The sequence below is a fragment of the Streptomyces sp. NPDC060035 genome, assembly GCF_042736635.1.
GTDB lineage: Bacteria > Actinomycetota > Actinomycetes > Streptomycetales > Streptomycetaceae > Streptomyces.
This window is the reverse complement of the sequence record NZ_JBHWVO010000034.1, coordinates 1-14,760: the sequence shown is the minus strand read 5'-3', so window position 1 is coordinate 14,760 and position 14,760 is coordinate 1. Positions and strand designations below refer to the sequence as shown.

General features: G+C 69.1%; 13 protein-coding genes. 7 read left to right on the top strand and 6 right to left on the bottom strand.

Going from position 1 to position 14,760, the window contains the following annotated elements:
* Window positions 1-65 precede the first annotated feature (65 nt).
* Window positions 66-1,151 carry an ABC transporter substrate-binding protein gene (locus tag ACFWBQ_RS34015; protein ID WP_385506241.1) on the bottom strand — a complete coding sequence of 362 codons (1,086 nt, stop codon included), beginning with the start codon at window positions 1,149-1,151 and terminating at the stop codon, window positions 66-68.
* A gap of 490 nt (window positions 1,152-1,641) precedes the next feature.
* On the opposite strand from ACFWBQ_RS34015, the gene ACFWBQ_RS34010 reads away from it, so the two are divergent.
* Together ACFWBQ_RS34010 and ACFWBQ_RS34005 are read left to right on the top strand one after the other, a co-directional pair.
* Window positions 1,642-3,945: a beta-L-arabinofuranosidase domain-containing protein gene (locus ACFWBQ_RS34010; RefSeq protein WP_385506239.1), complete on the top strand. Its 2,304-nt coding sequence runs from the start codon at window positions 1,642-1,644 to the stop codon at window positions 3,943-3,945.
* A gap of 85 nt (window positions 3,946-4,030) precedes the next feature.
* Window positions 4,031-6,382, top strand: coding sequence for an AbfB domain-containing protein (locus ACFWBQ_RS34005; protein ID WP_385506237.1), 2,352 nt, complete (start codon window positions 4,031-4,033; stop codon window positions 6,380-6,382).
* 56 nt (window positions 6,383-6,438) lie between these two features.
* On the opposite strand, the gene ACFWBQ_RS34000 is transcribed toward ACFWBQ_RS34005, so the two are convergent.
* On the bottom strand, window positions 6,439-7,278 hold the full coding sequence (locus tag ACFWBQ_RS34000) for a phytanoyl-CoA dioxygenase family protein (RefSeq protein ID WP_385506234.1): 840 nt from the start codon (window positions 7,276-7,278) through the stop codon (window positions 6,439-6,441).
* Window positions 7,279-7,491: 213 nt separating this feature from the next.
* On the opposite strand from ACFWBQ_RS34000, the gene ACFWBQ_RS33995 reads away from it, so the two are divergent.
* Both ACFWBQ_RS33995 and ACFWBQ_RS33990 read left to right on the top strand, forming a co-directional pair.
* Window positions 7,492-8,511 carry a LacI family DNA-binding transcriptional regulator gene (locus ACFWBQ_RS33995; RefSeq protein WP_385506231.1) on the top strand — a complete coding sequence of 340 codons (1,020 nt, stop codon included), beginning with the start codon at window positions 7,492-7,494 and terminating at the stop codon, window positions 8,509-8,511.
* A gap of 371 nt (window positions 8,512-8,882) precedes the next feature.
* On the top strand, window positions 8,883-9,674 hold the full coding sequence (locus ACFWBQ_RS33990; RefSeq protein ID WP_385506229.1) for an amidohydrolase family protein: 792 nt from the start codon (window positions 8,883-8,885) through the stop codon (window positions 9,672-9,674).
* A 66-nt stretch (window positions 9,675-9,740) separates the two neighbouring features.
* Here the strand turns inward: ACFWBQ_RS33990 and ACFWBQ_RS33985 are convergent, their stop codons facing one another.
* Window positions 9,741-10,541, bottom strand: a complete 801-nt coding sequence (locus ACFWBQ_RS33985) for an oxidoreductase (RefSeq protein ID WP_385506227.1) — start codon at window positions 10,539-10,541, stop codon at window positions 9,741-9,743.
* On the opposite strand from ACFWBQ_RS33985, the gene ACFWBQ_RS33980 reads away from it, so the two are divergent.
* Together ACFWBQ_RS33980 and ACFWBQ_RS33975 are read left to right on the top strand one after the other, a co-directional pair.
* The gene (locus ACFWBQ_RS33980) at window positions 10,521-10,958 is read left to right on the top strand and encodes a TetR/AcrR family transcriptional regulator (RefSeq protein ID WP_385506225.1); all 438 of its coding nucleotides are present in this window, start codon (window positions 10,521-10,523) and stop codon (window positions 10,956-10,958) included. The genes ACFWBQ_RS33985 and ACFWBQ_RS33980 overlap by 21 nt on opposite strands.
* 182 nt (window positions 10,959-11,140) lie before the next feature.
* Entirely contained in the window at window positions 11,141-12,049 is a 909-nt protein-coding gene (locus ACFWBQ_RS33975; protein WP_385506223.1) for a transposase, read from the top strand.
* 45 nt (window positions 12,050-12,094) lie between these two features.
* Here ACFWBQ_RS33975 and ACFWBQ_RS33970 read toward each other — a convergent pair whose 3' ends face one another.
* From ACFWBQ_RS33970 to ACFWBQ_RS33960, 3 genes are all read right to left on the bottom strand, one after another.
* Window positions 12,095-12,643 carry a DUF4262 domain-containing protein gene (locus ACFWBQ_RS33970; protein ID WP_385506219.1) on the bottom strand — a complete coding sequence of 183 codons (549 nt, stop codon included), beginning with the start codon at window positions 12,641-12,643 and terminating at the stop codon, window positions 12,095-12,097.
* Between the two features lie 423 nt (window positions 12,644-13,066).
* Window positions 13,067-13,447 carry an FKBP-type peptidyl-prolyl cis-trans isomerase gene (locus ACFWBQ_RS33965; RefSeq protein WP_385506217.1) on the bottom strand — a complete coding sequence of 127 codons (381 nt, stop codon included), beginning with the start codon at window positions 13,445-13,447 and terminating at the stop codon, window positions 13,067-13,069.
* A 157-nt stretch (window positions 13,448-13,604) separates the two neighbouring features.
* Complete coding sequence (locus tag ACFWBQ_RS33960; RefSeq protein ID WP_385506214.1) at window positions 13,605-13,904, bottom strand: transposase family protein; 300 nt, start codon at window positions 13,902-13,904, stop codon at window positions 13,605-13,607.
* Between the two features lie 581 nt (window positions 13,905-14,485).
* Here ACFWBQ_RS33960 and ACFWBQ_RS33955 point away from each other — a divergent pair.
* A complete protein-coding gene (locus ACFWBQ_RS33955) occupies window positions 14,486-14,701 on the top strand; it encodes a DUF6243 family protein (protein WP_385506211.1) in 216 nt (71 codons plus the stop codon).
* Window positions 14,702-14,760: the final 59 nt, after the last annotated feature.

The window sequence follows — 14,760 nt, the reverse complement described above, 5'->3', positions numbered from 1 at the left end:
GGGCCCGGGAGCCGCCGTGGCCCTCCGAGAGGGCCACGGCGGCCGGGCCGTTGGGACCGGAGCGGTCAGTACGCTCCGCCGAGCGATTCCTTGGCGTTGGTCCCGTCGTACTCGCGGTCGCTGATGATGACGTTCTCGGGGATCTCCTCGCCGCCGTAGAACTTCTGGGCGGTCGCGAAGGCCAGCGGGCCGAAGCGGGGGTTGGACTCGATGACGGCGTTGTACTCGCCGTTGACCAGGGCCTGCACGGCGTTGCGGGTACCGTCGACCGAGACGATCTTGACGTCCTTGCCGGGCTTCTTGCCGGCTGCCTTCAGCGCGGTGACGGCGCCGAGACCCATCTCGTCGTTCTCCGCGTAGACGGCGGTGATCTCGGGCTTGGACTGGATGAGCTGCTCCATGACCTGCTGGCCCTTGTCACGGGCGAACTCGCCGGTCTGCTGGGCGACGATCTCGATGCCGGGCGCCTTGGCCTTGATCTGGTCGACGAAGCCCTTGGTGCGGTCGGTGGTCACGTTGTTGCCGGAGGCGCCGAGGAGGATGGCGACCTTGCCCTTGCCGCCGGTCGCCTTGATCATCGCGTCGGCGGCACGCTTGCCCTGCTCGACGAAGTCGGAGCCGAGGAAGGCCACGTAGTCCTTGCAGGCCGTGGAGTTGACCTTGCGGTCGATGGTGAGGACCGGGACCTTCTTCGCCGCTGCGGCCTTGAGCGCCGGCTCGAGGCCGTCGGAGTTCAGCGGGGCGATGATGAGGAACTGGGCACCCTGGGACAGCATGTCCTGGATGTCGCTGATCTGCTTGGAGAGCTGCGACTGTGCGTTGGTGGTGAGGAGCTTCTTGACGCCGATCTTCTTGGCCTCGTCCTTGATGGACTGGGTCTCGGCGATACGGAACGGGTTGGCCTCCTTCTCCGACTGGGAGAAGCCGACCACCGCGTTCTTCAGGTCCAGCTTGGGCGCGCCGTAACTCTGCAGCGAGCAACCGGCACCGGAACTGGCTTCGGGGGTCTTGGCCGCCTGGGCTCCCTGGCTGCTGTCACCGCCCGCGTTGTTCGAGGTCTCCGACTTCGAGCAGCCGGAAACGGCCAGCGTGGCGGTGGCGGCCAGCAGGCAGGCCGCGGCGAGGGTACGGGATCGACGCTGGGTCATCATGCGCGGGACGCTCCTTGGCGGGATGACGGCACGCCGTTCGGCGTGCGGTCGGGCATGGCTGGACGGTGGATCGGCCGCTCGGCGGCAGATGGCACTGCATTCCTCACGACCCGCTTCAGAGACGGGCTCTAGCTGCGCAAACTGTGGTCGTGAGAGCCTGTGCGGCCTCTCGGCGGCTCAGGTTTACAACGTTATATAGGCGAGGCGGCGCAGGCGGCAAGAGCGTTGTCGATGCGTTTCCAAAATGTGTCGCCCCGGGTCGCGGTCCGTGGCGCACAGCCGGCGGGGCAGTACGGCATCAGCTGTTGCGCCACCTATGGACACCGGCTTGACGGCGTGCTGTCATACCGCCGACATCAATTTTCCAACGTTGCAAGCGAGTTGTCGCGTCGGCACCCCCTAGGCGACAGCCGTCTTCGCCATGCGCCGGAGCAGTCCGGGCCGGTCGCATCCCTCTTTGTCCGGCAGAGCAGAAGCGGAGTCCCCACCGATGCCCCTGAACCGCAGACAACTCATGACCGGCGCCCTGGTCACAGCTGCCGCGACCACCGCAGGAGGCCGCTGGGCCACCACCGCGACCGCCGCCGCGAGCAAGGTGGCGGCCGCGCACGGCGGCCACTACTCCCCCAATGCCGCTCCGCTGCACCCGACAGCCTTCCTGAAGCTGCCGCCCGGGCAGGTCACCGCCCGCGGCTGGCTCGCCGGCCAGCTCCAGCTCCAGCTGGACGGACTCTGCGGCCGCTACGAGGAGTTCTCGCACTTCCTCGACTTCAACGCATCCGGCTGGGTCCGCCCCGACCGGGGAGGATGGGAAGAGGTCCCGTACTGGCTGCGCGGGTACGCCGACCTGGCGATCGTGACCGGTGACGCGCCGGCGCTGGCAGCCACCCGCCGCTGGATCGACGCGATCCTCACGACCCAGCAGTCCGACGGCTTCTTCGGCCCGACGTCCCTGCGGACCTCGCTCAACGGAGGCCCGGACTTCTGGCCCTTCCTGCCCCTGATCCAGGCCCTGCGCTCCTGGCAGGAGTACAGCGACGACAACCGGATCATCCCGTTCCTCAGCAGGTTCTTCCGCTACATGAACGCCCAGGGGCCCGGGGCGTTCAACACCAGCTGGATCGCGCTGCGCTGGGGCGACGGCCTCGACAGCGTCTTCTGGCTCTTCAACCGCACCGGCGACACCTTCCTGCTCGATCTCGCCGACAAGATCCACCGGTACGGTGCCGACTGGGGCGACAACCTGGTCAATCTGCACAACGTCAACATCGCGCAGGGTTTCCGGGAACCCGCCCAGTACGCCCTGCGCAGCGGCTCCCCGCAGGACACCCAGGACACGTACGGGACGTACGGCAAGGCCATGGACCAGTACGGGCAGTTCCCGGGCGGCGGCTTCGCCGGGGACGAGAACGCCCGCCCAGGGCACGGAGACCCCCGGCAGGGCTTCGAGACCTGCGGAATCGTCGAGTACATGGCGAGCCACCAGTTGCTCACGCGGATCACGGGCGACCCGCTGTGGGCCGACCGCTGCGAGGAGCTCGCCTTCAATTCGCTGCCCGCCTCGCTGGACCCGTCGGGCAAGGCGATTCACTACGTCACCAGCGCAAACAGCGTCGATCTGGACAACGTGCCCAAGAACGGACGGCAGTTCCAGAACGGCTTCGCGATGCAGGCGTATCTGCCGGGCGTCGACCAGTACCGCTGCTGCCCGCACAACTACGGTATGGGCTGGCCGTACTTCGTCGAGGAGCTCTGGCTCGCCACTCCGGACGGCGGGCTGGCCGCGGCGATGTACGCGGCCTGCGAGGTCACCGCGAAGGTCGCGGACGGTACGGAGGTCACCTTCACCGAGGAGACCGGCTACCCGTTCACGGACACCGTCTCGCTGTCCCTCAGCTCGCCGAAGAGCCTGCGCTTCCCCCTGGTCCTACGGGTTCCCGCCTGGTGCACCGAGCCGGACATCAAGGTCAACGGGCGCAGGATCGCCGCGCCGGCGGGCCCCGCCTTCACCCGAATCGACCGCACCTGGGCAGACGGCGACAAGGTCACCCTGCACTTCCCGCAGCGCACCACGGTACGCACCTGGGCCGACAACCACGGCTCGGTGAGCGTCGACCGCGGACCGCTCACCTACTCGCTCCGGATCGGCGAGGACTACCGGCGTATCGGTGGCACCGAGCAGTTCCCGGAGTACGAGGTCCACGCCACCAGCGCCTGGAACTACGGGCTCGTCCTGGACGAGGGGAAGCCGTCCTCCTCACTGCGCCACCACGCCGTGCGGAGGGCGCCCGGCGACAACCCGTTCACGCTCGAGGGAACCCCGCTGAGCATGACTGCCCGGGCCCGCCGGATCCCGGAGTGGACCGCGGACGGCGAGCACGTGGTGGCGCCGCTGCAGGGCAGCCCGGCACGCAGCTCGGAGCCGGTGGAGCAGGTCACCCTCGTCCCCATGGGTGCGGCACGGCTGCGGATCACCTCGTTCCCCACCGCAGACCCGCAGGGGACTCCGTGGCTCGCCGACCGCTGGTACCGGATCGGCAACCTGCACTCGGGCAAGGTCCTCGGCGTCGACGGCATGTCCACCGCCGACAGCGCCCACGTCGTCCAGTTCGGCGATACCGGCACCGACGACCACCTCTGGCAGCTCGTACCCAACGGCGACGGCTGGTACCGCATCCGCAACCGTCACTCCGGCAAGGTCCTCGGCGTCGACAACATGTCCACCGCCGACAGCGCCCACGTCGTCCAGTTCGCCGACAACGGCACCGACGACCACCTCTGGCAGCTGCTCTGACACGCGTTCCTGGCGCAGCTGATGCACCGCTCCCCCGCACCGGCCCGGTGCGGGGGAGCTTCCCCCTGTGAAGGAGATCCGACCCATGAACTCCCTACGAGTCCCCGGCCGCGGGCCCTGGTGGCGCAGGTTAGCTGCCGCCATCGGGATTCCGGCCCTCGTCGCCACGGCGCTGGTGGGTGTCGGTGCTTCCCCCTCCGGCGCCGCTGCCGCGGCGTGGACGCCGAAGCCCTCCCCCATGACCACGCCCTGGACCGACCAGGTGCCCGTCGACAACCCTCTCCCCGAGTACCCGCGCCCGCAGCTCACCCGCCCCGACTGGGCCAACCTCAACGGCATCTGGGACTTCGCGGTGACCGGCCGCGATGCCGGGCAGCCCGCGGCGTTCCCCGATCAGATCCGGGTCCCCTTCGTCGCGGAGTCCGCGCTCTCAGGCATCAAGCGCAAGATCACCGAGAACGACAAGCTCTGGTACAAGCGCAGCTTCACGGTCCCGTCCAACTGGAACGGCCGACGCGTCGAGCTCAACTTCGGCGCCTCCGACTGGCAGACCACCGTCTGGGTCAACGGCACCCAGGTCGGCGCCCACAAGGGCGGGTTCGACTCGTTCGCGTACGACATCACGCCCCAGCTCAACGGCGGCACGAACACCGTCGTGGTCTCCGTCTACGACCCGACGCAGACCGGCGGCCAGGCCGTCGGCAAGCAGCGCATCAATGACGTGAACCCGCATGAGGGCGGCGGCATCTTCTACACCGCGGCCTCCGGTATCTGGCAGACGGTCTGGCTGGAGCCTGTCGCGGCGTCGCACGTCACGCGGCTGGACATGACGCCGAACCTCGGCAACAGCACGCTGCGGGTGAAGGTGCAGGCGGCAGCCGCCGGCGGCCGGACCGCACGGGTCACCGTCTCCGGCGGAGGCACCGTCGTGGGTACGGCGACCGGGGCACCCGGCACCGACATCTCCGTGCCCGTGCCGAATCCCCGGCTGTGGAGCCCGGACGACCCGTTCCTGTACGACGTACGCGCCGAGCTGCTCGACGGGACGACCGTGGTGGACACGGTGGGCAGCTACGCGGGCATGCGCTCCATCGCCGTCGCGAAGGTCGACAACATCCTGCGCCCCGTCCTCAACGGGAAGTTCGTCTTCCAGAGCGGCACGCTCGACCAGGGCTACTGGCCCGACGGCATCTACACGGCACCCACCGACGCCGCCCTCAAGTCCGACCTCCAGGCGCACAAGGACCTCGGGTTCAACATGGTCCGCAAGCACATCAAGGTCGAACCGCAGCGCTGGTTCTACTGGGCGGACAAGCTGGGCCTCCTCGTCTGGCAGGACATGCCCGCCATGGACACCGGGAAGACCCCCGACGGCGCCGCCCGTACCCAGTGGGAGGCCGAGTACCACGCGATCATCGACCAGCACCGCAGCTCACCCTCCGTGGTCATGTGGGTCAACCAGAACGAGGGCTGGGGACAGTACGACCAGGCCAGGATCGCCGATGAGGTGAAGGCCTACGACCCGTCCCGGCTGGTCAACAACATGAGTGGGGTCAACTGCTGCGGCTCCGTCGACGGCGGCAACGGCGATGTGATCGACAACCACATCTACGTCGGCCCCGGCAACACCGCCCCCACCGCGACCCGGGCAGCCGTCCTGGGCGAGTTCGGCGGGCTGGGATACAAGGTCCCGGGCCACGAGTGGTACCCGGGCGGTGGCTTCAGCTACGAGGACCAGGCGAGCGTCGCCGCGCTGAACAACCGGTTCGTCGGGCTGCTCGACAGCATCCGCATCGGCCAGCTGCCGGCCGGGCTGTCGGCCTCCGTCTACACGGAGATCACCGACGTCGAGAACGAGGCGAACGGGCTGCTCACCTACGACCGCCAGGTGGTGAAGGTCGACACCGCACGGGTGAAGGCCGCCAACCAGGCCCTCATCCAGGCGTCGAAGAACCCCGCGCCGCCGGTCACCCTGCCCACCGGCCAGTACAAGTCGCTCCGGGTCACCACTCCGGGGCACACGACCAAGTACCTGCGCCACTCCGAGGAGCTCGCCTACACGGCAGTCGTCGACAGCGCCAGCAGCGCACTGCTGAAGAACGACGCCACCTGGAAGGTCGTCACGGGCCTGGCGAACAGCAACTGCTATTCGTTCGAGTCCCGCAACTATCCCGGTGAGTACCTGCGCCACCGGGACTTCCGGGTCCGCCGCGACCCGAGCGACGGCTCGGCGCTCTTCAAGGCCGATGCCACCTGGTGCGCGGTCGGGGGTCAGGGCGGGGTACGACTGTCGAGCGCCAATCTGCCCGGCAGCTATATGCGCCACATCGGCTCCGAGGTGTGGCTGGCCACTCCCGGTGGCGGTCACGCGTGGGACAACGCGGCCACCTTCACCGAGGACACGACCTGGGCGGTGGACGGCCCCTGGGCGCCCTGAGGTGAGCCACTGAGCCCGGCGGTCGGCCTTGTCCGGAGGCCGCCGGGCTCGGGGCATCATGCGTCGCCCATGACCAGGCCTTCGATGGTGTGCTTCTGGACGATGGGAGTCAGTTCCTCCACCACCGGGCAGTGCAGATGGGCCCGCACCTGCCCGGGCAGGGAAGCCCAGTACGCGCGGGTCACCGCCATGTCGTGCTGGGCGTCGTTGCCTGCGCCGGGGGCGTCGACGCCCAGCACCAGGACCGGGCGGGCGTCGGACGAGTGGTTGGCCGTGCCCCGGTGAACAGTCAGGGCGGAGCGGGCCGAGATGTCCCCGCGCCTCGGAAACTTGCGCTCGGCGAGGGCGGCATAGCGCGGGTAGGCGTCCCGGGGCGGGAACATCCCGTGGCCGAAGCGCGGGTCGTCGTCCCACTGGGTGCCGGGCGCGATCTCGAACGGGCCCATGTCTTCGCGCGTGTCCACGGCAGTGAGGTTGAAGGCGAGAGACGTCAGCCGGCGCCCGTGCCGGGTGGCGTCCGGCATGGGGAAGTCCCGGTGCCAAGGCTGGTTCACCGCTCCGGCCAGCGGAACGTCGAAGCCCAGCTCGACGATGCGGTAATCGGGCCCGAGGACGGCCTCGGACACCGCACGCACCCATGGATGGTCGACCAGGTCCACGAAGTTCCGCAACTGCTCGGGGTGGATCTCGACGTAGAAGCGGTGGGGGCCCCTCCCGACCGCTCCGCCCTCCCGGCTCCTCGCCTCGGCGAAGGCCCTCTCGATGTCCTCGCGCATCACGTCGGCCCACTGCGGGTCGAAGGCACCCCGGCACGCGGTGATGCCCGCGGTGTACAGGTCCTGAACAGCTGCGTCGAGGTGTGGGGCCAGGGCGGCGGTGGTCGCGGCCTCGGTCATGGCAGTGGTCCTCTCGTCGGTGGGCGGCGGGGACAACGCCGCCCCAAAAGAGCGCGTTCCTCTCGCACCAGCCTGTCGACACTCATATTGCAACGTTGCAATCAACGAGGCAATAGCGAGTGCGTACGGTGGTGATCGGGGACTGTTACCGTGCTCAGCGCAGAGGCCGCGACCAACGGCCGCCCCGCACGGAGGAACAGGAGCCCACCGACCGTGGCAGCGAGACTCAAGGACGTCGCCGCGCTCGCCGGCGTGTCCGTCCGGACCGTCTCCAATGTCGTGAGCAACGCAGCGGCCGTCGCGCCAGGAACGCGCGCCCGGGTCATGGCGGCGGTCGAGGAACTGGGCTACCGCCCCAACCTCGCCGCCCGCAACCTCCGGCAGGGGCGCACCGGACTCATCGGGGTGGTCGTGCCCGAGATCCACTCCCCCTACTTCGGCGCACTGGCCGGTCTGCTCATCGACGCGGCACAGGAGCGCGGGTGGACGGTACTCCTGGAGCGGACCGGGGGGCGGGCGGATCTGGAGCGGCGCCTTCTCGACGGCTCGGAGGGACACCAGGTCGACGGGATGATCATCAGCCCGTGGTCGACGTCCCCGTCCGAACTGGCCTCGCTCGCGGGTGGTCTGCCTCTCGTCGTCCTGGGTGAGCTGGAGCCGGACGGGTCCATCGACCATGTGGCGCTGGACAACGTGGGGGCCGCACGGGATGCCGCTCTCCATCTGGCCTTGCGGGGCCGCCGGCGCATCGCAGCGATCGGCCTGCAGTCCGGGCTGGGCCACGGTACGGCCGAACTGCGCGCCGAGGGTTTCCGGCAGGGGCTGCGGGAGGCCGGCCTGAGTCCGGTGGCCGAGGTGGAGGTGGCCGATCTGCACCGGGCGGAAGGGGCACGGGCTCTGCGTGAACTGCTGAGGGTGCCCGGTTCCGTCGACGCCGTCTTCTGCTTCAGTGACGAACTCGCCCTGGGCGCACTGCGCGTAGCCGCCGAGCAGGGTGTCCGGGTGCCGGAGGACCTGGCGCTGATGGGGTTCGACGACATTGAGGACGGCCGATTCGCCGCCCCGTCCCTCACCACGATCGCCCCGGACCGGGAGCAGATCGCCGAACGCGCGGTGCAGTGTCTGACCGAGCGCGTCCTCGGCCGGCTCGAGGCGCTGCCCGCCCGCCGGATCGTGGTCCCGCACCGCGTGGTGGCCCGGGAGAGCACCGGCGCCGCACTCTCCCCTGTGTGACGGCCGGAGCGCGGCCGACACGCACACGCAACGGCGGTTCGACCGTGCGCCGGGCAGGGACGCCTCGCCGCGATCTTCGGACTGTCGGAACTCACGGCCGTTCGCCACACGGAAGCCGCCCGCGCCCTCATGGCTGGATGCCTTGAAGGCGCCCCATCAGCGCACGAGGACATCCAGTAGACCGAAGGGCAGGTGGCCGCCCGGCCAGGGCCCGCCTCCTTGACGCATGGAGTGGGACTACTCGAGGGGTAGTTGTCAACGACACGTACCGACTAGTCTCCAGGTAAGCGATCGCTTAGCCGCTGTGGCTGCAGCACGGCCGTGGCGCCGGGAGAGAGGCAGTAGATCTGATGCCGGTCATCGATGCGTGGATGCAGCACCCCACACTCCGTCACTCCAACCACGAGATGTTCGAGTCGTTGCGCCGGTGGACGGGGCAGGGGCTACTGGAGGAGCCGTTGCCGGTCGAGGTGACGATGGCCGCGATGGCAGCGGCCGATGTCGAGATCGGCCTTTCGGCGGCCTGGTACGGCCCTCAAGGGCCGCTGATCAGCAATGACGAAGTGGCCGAGTTCGTCGCGCAGTCCGAGGGACGGCTGCGCGGAGTGGCCGGTGCGGACCTCACCCGTCCGGTCCAGGCCGTGCGGGAGCTGCGCCGAGCCGTGGAGGAACTCGGCTTCGTAGCCCTGCGCATCGTGCCCTGGCTGTGGGAGTTGCCGCCCACCGACCGGCTGTACTACCCGCTGTACGCCGCCTGCGTCGACCTCGGCATCCCTTTCTGCACCCAGGTCGGGCACACCGGCCCGCTGCGCCCGTCCGAGACCGGCCGTCCCATTCCCTACATCGACCAGGTCGCGCTCGACTTCCCAGAGCTGACCATCGTGTGCGGACACATCGGTTACCCGTGGACCACGGAGATGATCGCGGTGGCCGACAAGCACGCCAACGTCTACATCGACACCAGCGCCTACACCGCCCGCCGCTACCCGCCCGAGCTCATCGGCTACGTGCGCGGGCGTGGCCGCAGGAAGGTGCTGTTCGGCACCAATTACCCCATGATCACCCCAGGCCAGGCGCTGGAACACATCAGCGAGCTGGGCCTGGACGAGGAAGCCACCGAGCTGTTCCTGTCCGGCAACGCACGACGAGTCTTTCGCCTCTGACCTCGCCGGGTCAGCGCCGGGCGAGATTCAACGGCGCCCGGCGCGTAGCGGGTACCCCCGGTTCGCTCAGCGGGGCAGGCCGACGGCGCGGGCGATGAGTGTGTCGAAGGCGCGGTCCGGGAGGATGCGGCGCAGGGCGATGAGGGGGCGTGCGCCGAAGCCGGTGGCGTAGCGGGTTTTGGGTCGGCGGGCGGTGACGGCCTTGGCGATGGCGTCGGCGATGACGGTGGGCGGGGAGTTGCGTCTGGCGTTGGCCTCGGAGCGCAGGGAGGAGGCCACGGCGGCGGCCTGGGCGGCATAGGGGCCGTCGCCGGAGGAATTCTCCAGCTTGTCGGCGGCGATGGCGCCCCATTCGGTGGCGATGCCGCCGGGTTCGATGACGACGACGTCGATGCCGAAAGGCTTTGCCTCCAGGCGCAGGCAGTCGCTGAGGGCTTCGAGGGCGAACTTGGTGCCGTGGTACCAGCCGCCGAGCGGGGTGTAGATCTTGCCGCCCATCGAGGTGACGTTGACGACGGTGCCGGAGTGCTGGGTGCGCATGTGGGGCAGGACGAGCTGGGCCAGACGCAAGGCGCCGAAGACGTTGACCTCGAACTGGTACCGGGCCTCGTCCAGGGGGACGTCCTCGAGGGCGCCGTAGGAGCCGTAGCCGGCGTTGTTGACCAGGACGTCGATGCGGCCGGTCTCGGCGGTGATGCGGTCGACGCCGGCGCGCATGGAGTCATCGTCGGTGACGTCCATCGCCAGCGGGCGGATACCGCGGTCGGCGAGCTCTTGGAGGCGATCAGCGCGGCGGGCGGCCCCGTACACGGTGTAGCCGAGATAGCCGCCGCCGCGGGCGTGGCCGTGGGCACCCTGTACCGGCACTTCCCCACCAAAACCGACCTGGTCGCGGCCGCCGTCGCCGAGTACGTCGCCCGTGTCGCCGACGACGCCGAGGCTGCACTCGCACGCGTCACCGCCGGCGCCCGCGCCCTGGACGAGCTGACCACTCTCCTCGGCCGCGTCATCGAGGCGTCCGTGACCGACCGCGCCGTCAAAGCCGCCGCCCAGGCCCTCGGCACCGAGCCCGGCGACCGTGCCGACGAGGACCGCGCGGGCAAAGCCGTAGCCACCCTCATTCATGCCGGCCAGGCTGACGGTGACGTTCACCCCGACGTCACCGTCAACGACATCTACCTGCTGTTCTCCACCGCCCCCACCGAGCAACCCCCCGTCGCCCGCGCACGCTGGCTCACCCTCGTCGTTCCAGGACTGACCACCCAGGCCCGCCCTTCAGGCTGAGGACGGGGAGGCGCGGGCGCCCGTGAAGCGTTCGGCAGCAGGACGTCAGCAAGCCACCCAGTGCCGCCACGTGAAGCCGGGCCGCTGGCCGCCTGGCTGATCCGCCACCCCGGCGTGGAGATCATCTGCCGGGACCGGGCGGGCGCCTGTGCCGAGGGCCCCGGCACGGTGCCCCCGACGCTTTGCAGGTCGCTGACCGGTTCCATCTGTGGCAGGGCCTCGGCCGGGCCGTGGAGACCTGCGTCGCAGCCCACCGCGACTGCCTGCGCAACCCGTCGCCCAGCGGCATGCTTCCGGAGGGCACCCAACTGGCTGCCGGTCGGCCGCAGGACGACTCGGAGCCCGTCGGCCGGCGGGCCGAGCGGAAGAAGGCAGCACATGCACTGGTCCCCGAGTTGCTCGCCCAAGGCCACTCACGCCGGGCGATCGCCCGGCACCTGGGCTGGGGCCTCAACACCGAGCTCCGATACGCGACCGCGACCGCCGCACGCCGGCAGGACACCTTCCGCGAGAACCCTCCCCGGCCCAGCAGGCTGGACCCCTACAAGCCCTACCTGGAGCGGCGATTCACCGCGGGATGCACCAACGTCACCCGACTGCACAGCGAGCTGGCTGCCGAGCACGCTCCCGACACCCACGCCATGGCCCGCGCCCACATCGCCACCTTGCGCGGGGCTCCGTCCCAGGCGCCGCCCCGGTCGCCGACGGTGCGGCAGGTGACCGGCTGGCTCACCCGTCACCCCAACGCCCTGACCGAGAAGGACCGCGCCGGCCTGAAAGACGTTCTGACCCGCTGCCCCGAACCGGCCACGGCCTCCGGACACGTCCGCGATTTCGGCGAGATACTCAGCGACCGCCTCGGCAGCACGCTCTCTGCCTGGACCGACGCAGTCGATGCCAGCCAGCTACCCGGTCTCACCGGCTTCGCACTCCACCTGTTCCGGGACCTCAACGCTGTAACGGCCGGGCTCACCCTGGACTGGAGCTCCGGCAGCATCGAAGGCGCCGTGAACCGCATCAAGAAGATCAAGAGGCAGCTCTACGGTCGAGCCGGATTCGAACTACTCCGAAAAACGATCTTGCTCCAGTAGCTCCTCGCGACAGTGTTGGTCTGTCGCTGGTTGGCACGTGAGAGGTCAGAGTTCGGTCGTCCAGACCCCGACAGGGTGCTCCCTCGGCGGCAGCCACAACCGAGGCTGCGACTCCCGATGCCTCTCCTCAGCCTGATCTTCCCAGTGGAAACGGTCATTCACATCGGGCCACGCAACTTGCAGCACAGGCAACGGAGGCTGCCGGTAGAACCCCATGGCCCGCCCGAAGAAGGTCCGGTACCAGCGGAGATCGACCTGCCTGAGCGCAACTTGGTGACCGTCGACAACCTCAGGATGCCTCTGGCCTGCAGCCAATACAGCACCCGCGGCGGACTTCGCTCCGAGCCTGTTGAGCATGCGGTGCATAGCGTGGATATCGAGTCCGAACATGGCGAGTTCAGGTCCGCCATGCGTGTGCGCGAGGCCGATCGTGTAGGCGAATCCAGGACCGATCTCGTCCTCGGGAACCATCTGGACGTGCCATCCGTGCTGCTGCACATTCTCGATGATCGTCAGATCCGCGCGGTCCGCCTCGTCTCGGTCACCGTAGTCATGGCAGAGGACGCAGCGGCACTGGAACGGATCATCAGTCATGTGCGGAGGCTACGAGGTGAGCGGCTGAATCGGGCAGCCGGGGTTCGTGACCACCCGTTCAATCGAACGGCAGCGTCGGTCCGGGAGCGGCGGCTGGGAGCGGACGAGGAGTCCCGGCTGCGATCGAGGGGCGGGACCCGGCGACCACCAGAAGTGGCAGCGTGAGGTCGCCGCGCGGATGATTCGTTTCGCGGGGTTCATGGCCGCCGGCACCCCGGCCGCCGGCCAGCGGTCCGGGCTGGGGTTCAGGCCCGTTACCGGGGTGTCTGCCGTTTGTGGATCACGGGCACCGATGCGTGTTGTTGCCGGCGCGTGCCTCTGTCCGTGGCTGCGGGTGAAGGGTGCACGGGTGTGGTGTCGCGGTCGGCCGGCAGGTGTTGCCCGGCCTTGATTGCGGGCGGAGAGGCCGGGTAGCAGAAGGCCTCAGACTGCGACGGAGAGCAGGTCCACCACGAAGACGAGTGTCGAGCCCGCCGGGATCAACGACGAGGGTGACTGGTTTCCGTAGCCGAGGCGCGGGGGAACGATGATCTCGCGCCGGCCGCCGACCTTCATCCCTCTGACCCCGCGGTCCCAGCCCTTGATGACCTTGCCACCGCCCACGGCGAACTTGAACGTCTGGCCCCGGTCCCAGGAGGTGTCGAATTCCTTTCCGGACTCGAAGGTGACCCCGACGTAGTGAAGCTGGACAACCCTGCCCGGCTTCGCCTCAAGCCCGTCCCCGACGACGAGGTCGCGGATTGTCAGCTCGGTGGGAGCGTCACCCTCCGGAAGGTCGATCTCGGGCTTCGTCAGTTCACTCATTGCAGCCTCATTCGCTCGCCGCCGGAAGCCCTCCTACAGACCAGCCAGGCGCATGGTCACTCTATGCAGTAGATCATCATGCTGCCGTGAACGCTGATCTCCTGGAGCGCATCAAGCCCAACGGAGCACGATGCTCAGCGTGACGGGGCGTGCTACGTCATCGGTACGCTGCGCCCGTACTCGATGATGGCGAGGCCCTGCTCCCCGCGTCCGCGGGTATGGCTCCTGGGCGTCGCCCGGTGGCGCGTGGCCCGCTGCGCGGAAGGTCCTTCAGCCTGCGCTGATAACGGTCGTGGACTCGGTCCGAGAAGCGCCCGCAGCCCGGACACACCGCCCGGGCCGCGCGGCCTCTCGCCACCACCTCGACCGTGCCGAACGCAGCCGTAACCGCCTCGACGTCCACATCGTCGATCCCCTCGAACACCAGCGAGTCCCAGAACGGTGCACGGGTCTGCATGACCAGCACCATCACCGCTCACAACCGGCCGCAGCAACGGCCGGCAGAGACCAGAGGGAGCGTCACTTCCGACTGTCAAACGACAAGGCGTACGCCGCCTCACACGAGCCAGTCCCTGGCAATCGAACGTCGGGGTAACGCTCCGCAACGGCTCCCCAAGATCTGTGCCAGAACCCAATTCTCGCAACTCGTGGACCTAAAGGTTGTCCCGTAACGGTGGGGGCGCATGTGAGATGATCTCTCATGCCGTCAGTGTGCTCGCGACCACTGACAACGCGCCCGCGGCGGCCCAGTAACGCCCATCTGGACCTGCCCCCGGCGGGCGGCGGGTGCTGGCGGTGCTGAGATTCCCGGAAGGAAACGGCTGACCCCGGGCGCTCGCCGAAGGCCCGGCCCGCCCCGGGGCGGCGAAAAGGTTGGTAGGCGGGGCCGACGGAACCGGGTAACGTCATTATCATGTTCTTCCAGACGCCGATTTACGAGTGAGAGCGTGATGGGCCCCCGCTGACGTCCTTCGACGTCGCCGCCCGTCCCCCACCGATGAATCCGTAGATCACTTCACATCATTACCGGGAGAACCCGTGACCGTGAGCAAGAACATCAACAACCCCGTGGGCATGGGCGGCGGCCAGCGCAAGAAGCTGTCCCGCGCCGAACGGCAGAACAACGGTCCGCACCGCAACCTCGACCGCCAGGGTGCAGCCGACAAGAAGGCGGAGCTGGTGCGCAAGATGCGCGAGAAGGCAGGCGCAGCTGAGGGCGCCGGGCAGGCGGGCGACGACACCGCACAGAGCTGACGCACCGCCGCCGCAGGGCGGCACCGCACGGCAGCAGGGCCCGGACCGCGGCACGCGGT

Coding starts and splice junctions, on each gene's coding strand:
- ACFWBQ_RS34015 (WP_385506241.1), bottom strand. CDS start 1,151: ATGATGACCCAGCGTCGATCCCGTACCCTCGCCGCGGCCTGCCTGCTG.
- ACFWBQ_RS34010 (WP_385506239.1), top strand. CDS start 1,642: ATGCCCCTGAACCGCAGACAACTCATGACCGGCGCCCTGGTCACAGCT.
- ACFWBQ_RS34005 (WP_385506237.1), top strand. CDS start 4,031: ATGAACTCCCTACGAGTCCCCGGCCGCGGGCCCTGGTGGCGCAGGTTA.
- ACFWBQ_RS34000 (WP_385506234.1), bottom strand. CDS start 7,278: ATGACCGAGGCCGCGACCACCGCCGCCCTGGCCCCACACCTCGACGCA.
- ACFWBQ_RS33990 (WP_385506229.1), top strand. CDS start 8,883: ATGCAGCACCCCACACTCCGTCACTCCAACCACGAGATGTTCGAGTCG.
- ACFWBQ_RS33970 (WP_385506219.1), bottom strand. CDS start 12,643: ATGACTGATGATCCGTTCCAGTGCCGCTGCGTCCTCTGCCATGACTAC.
- ACFWBQ_RS33965 (WP_385506217.1), bottom strand. CDS start 13,447: ATGAGTGAACTGACGAAGCCCGAGATCGACCTTCCGGAGGGTGACGCT.
- ACFWBQ_RS33960 (WP_385506214.1), bottom strand. CDS start 13,904: ATGCAGACCCGTGCACCGTTCTGGGACTCGCTGGTGTTCGAGGGGATC.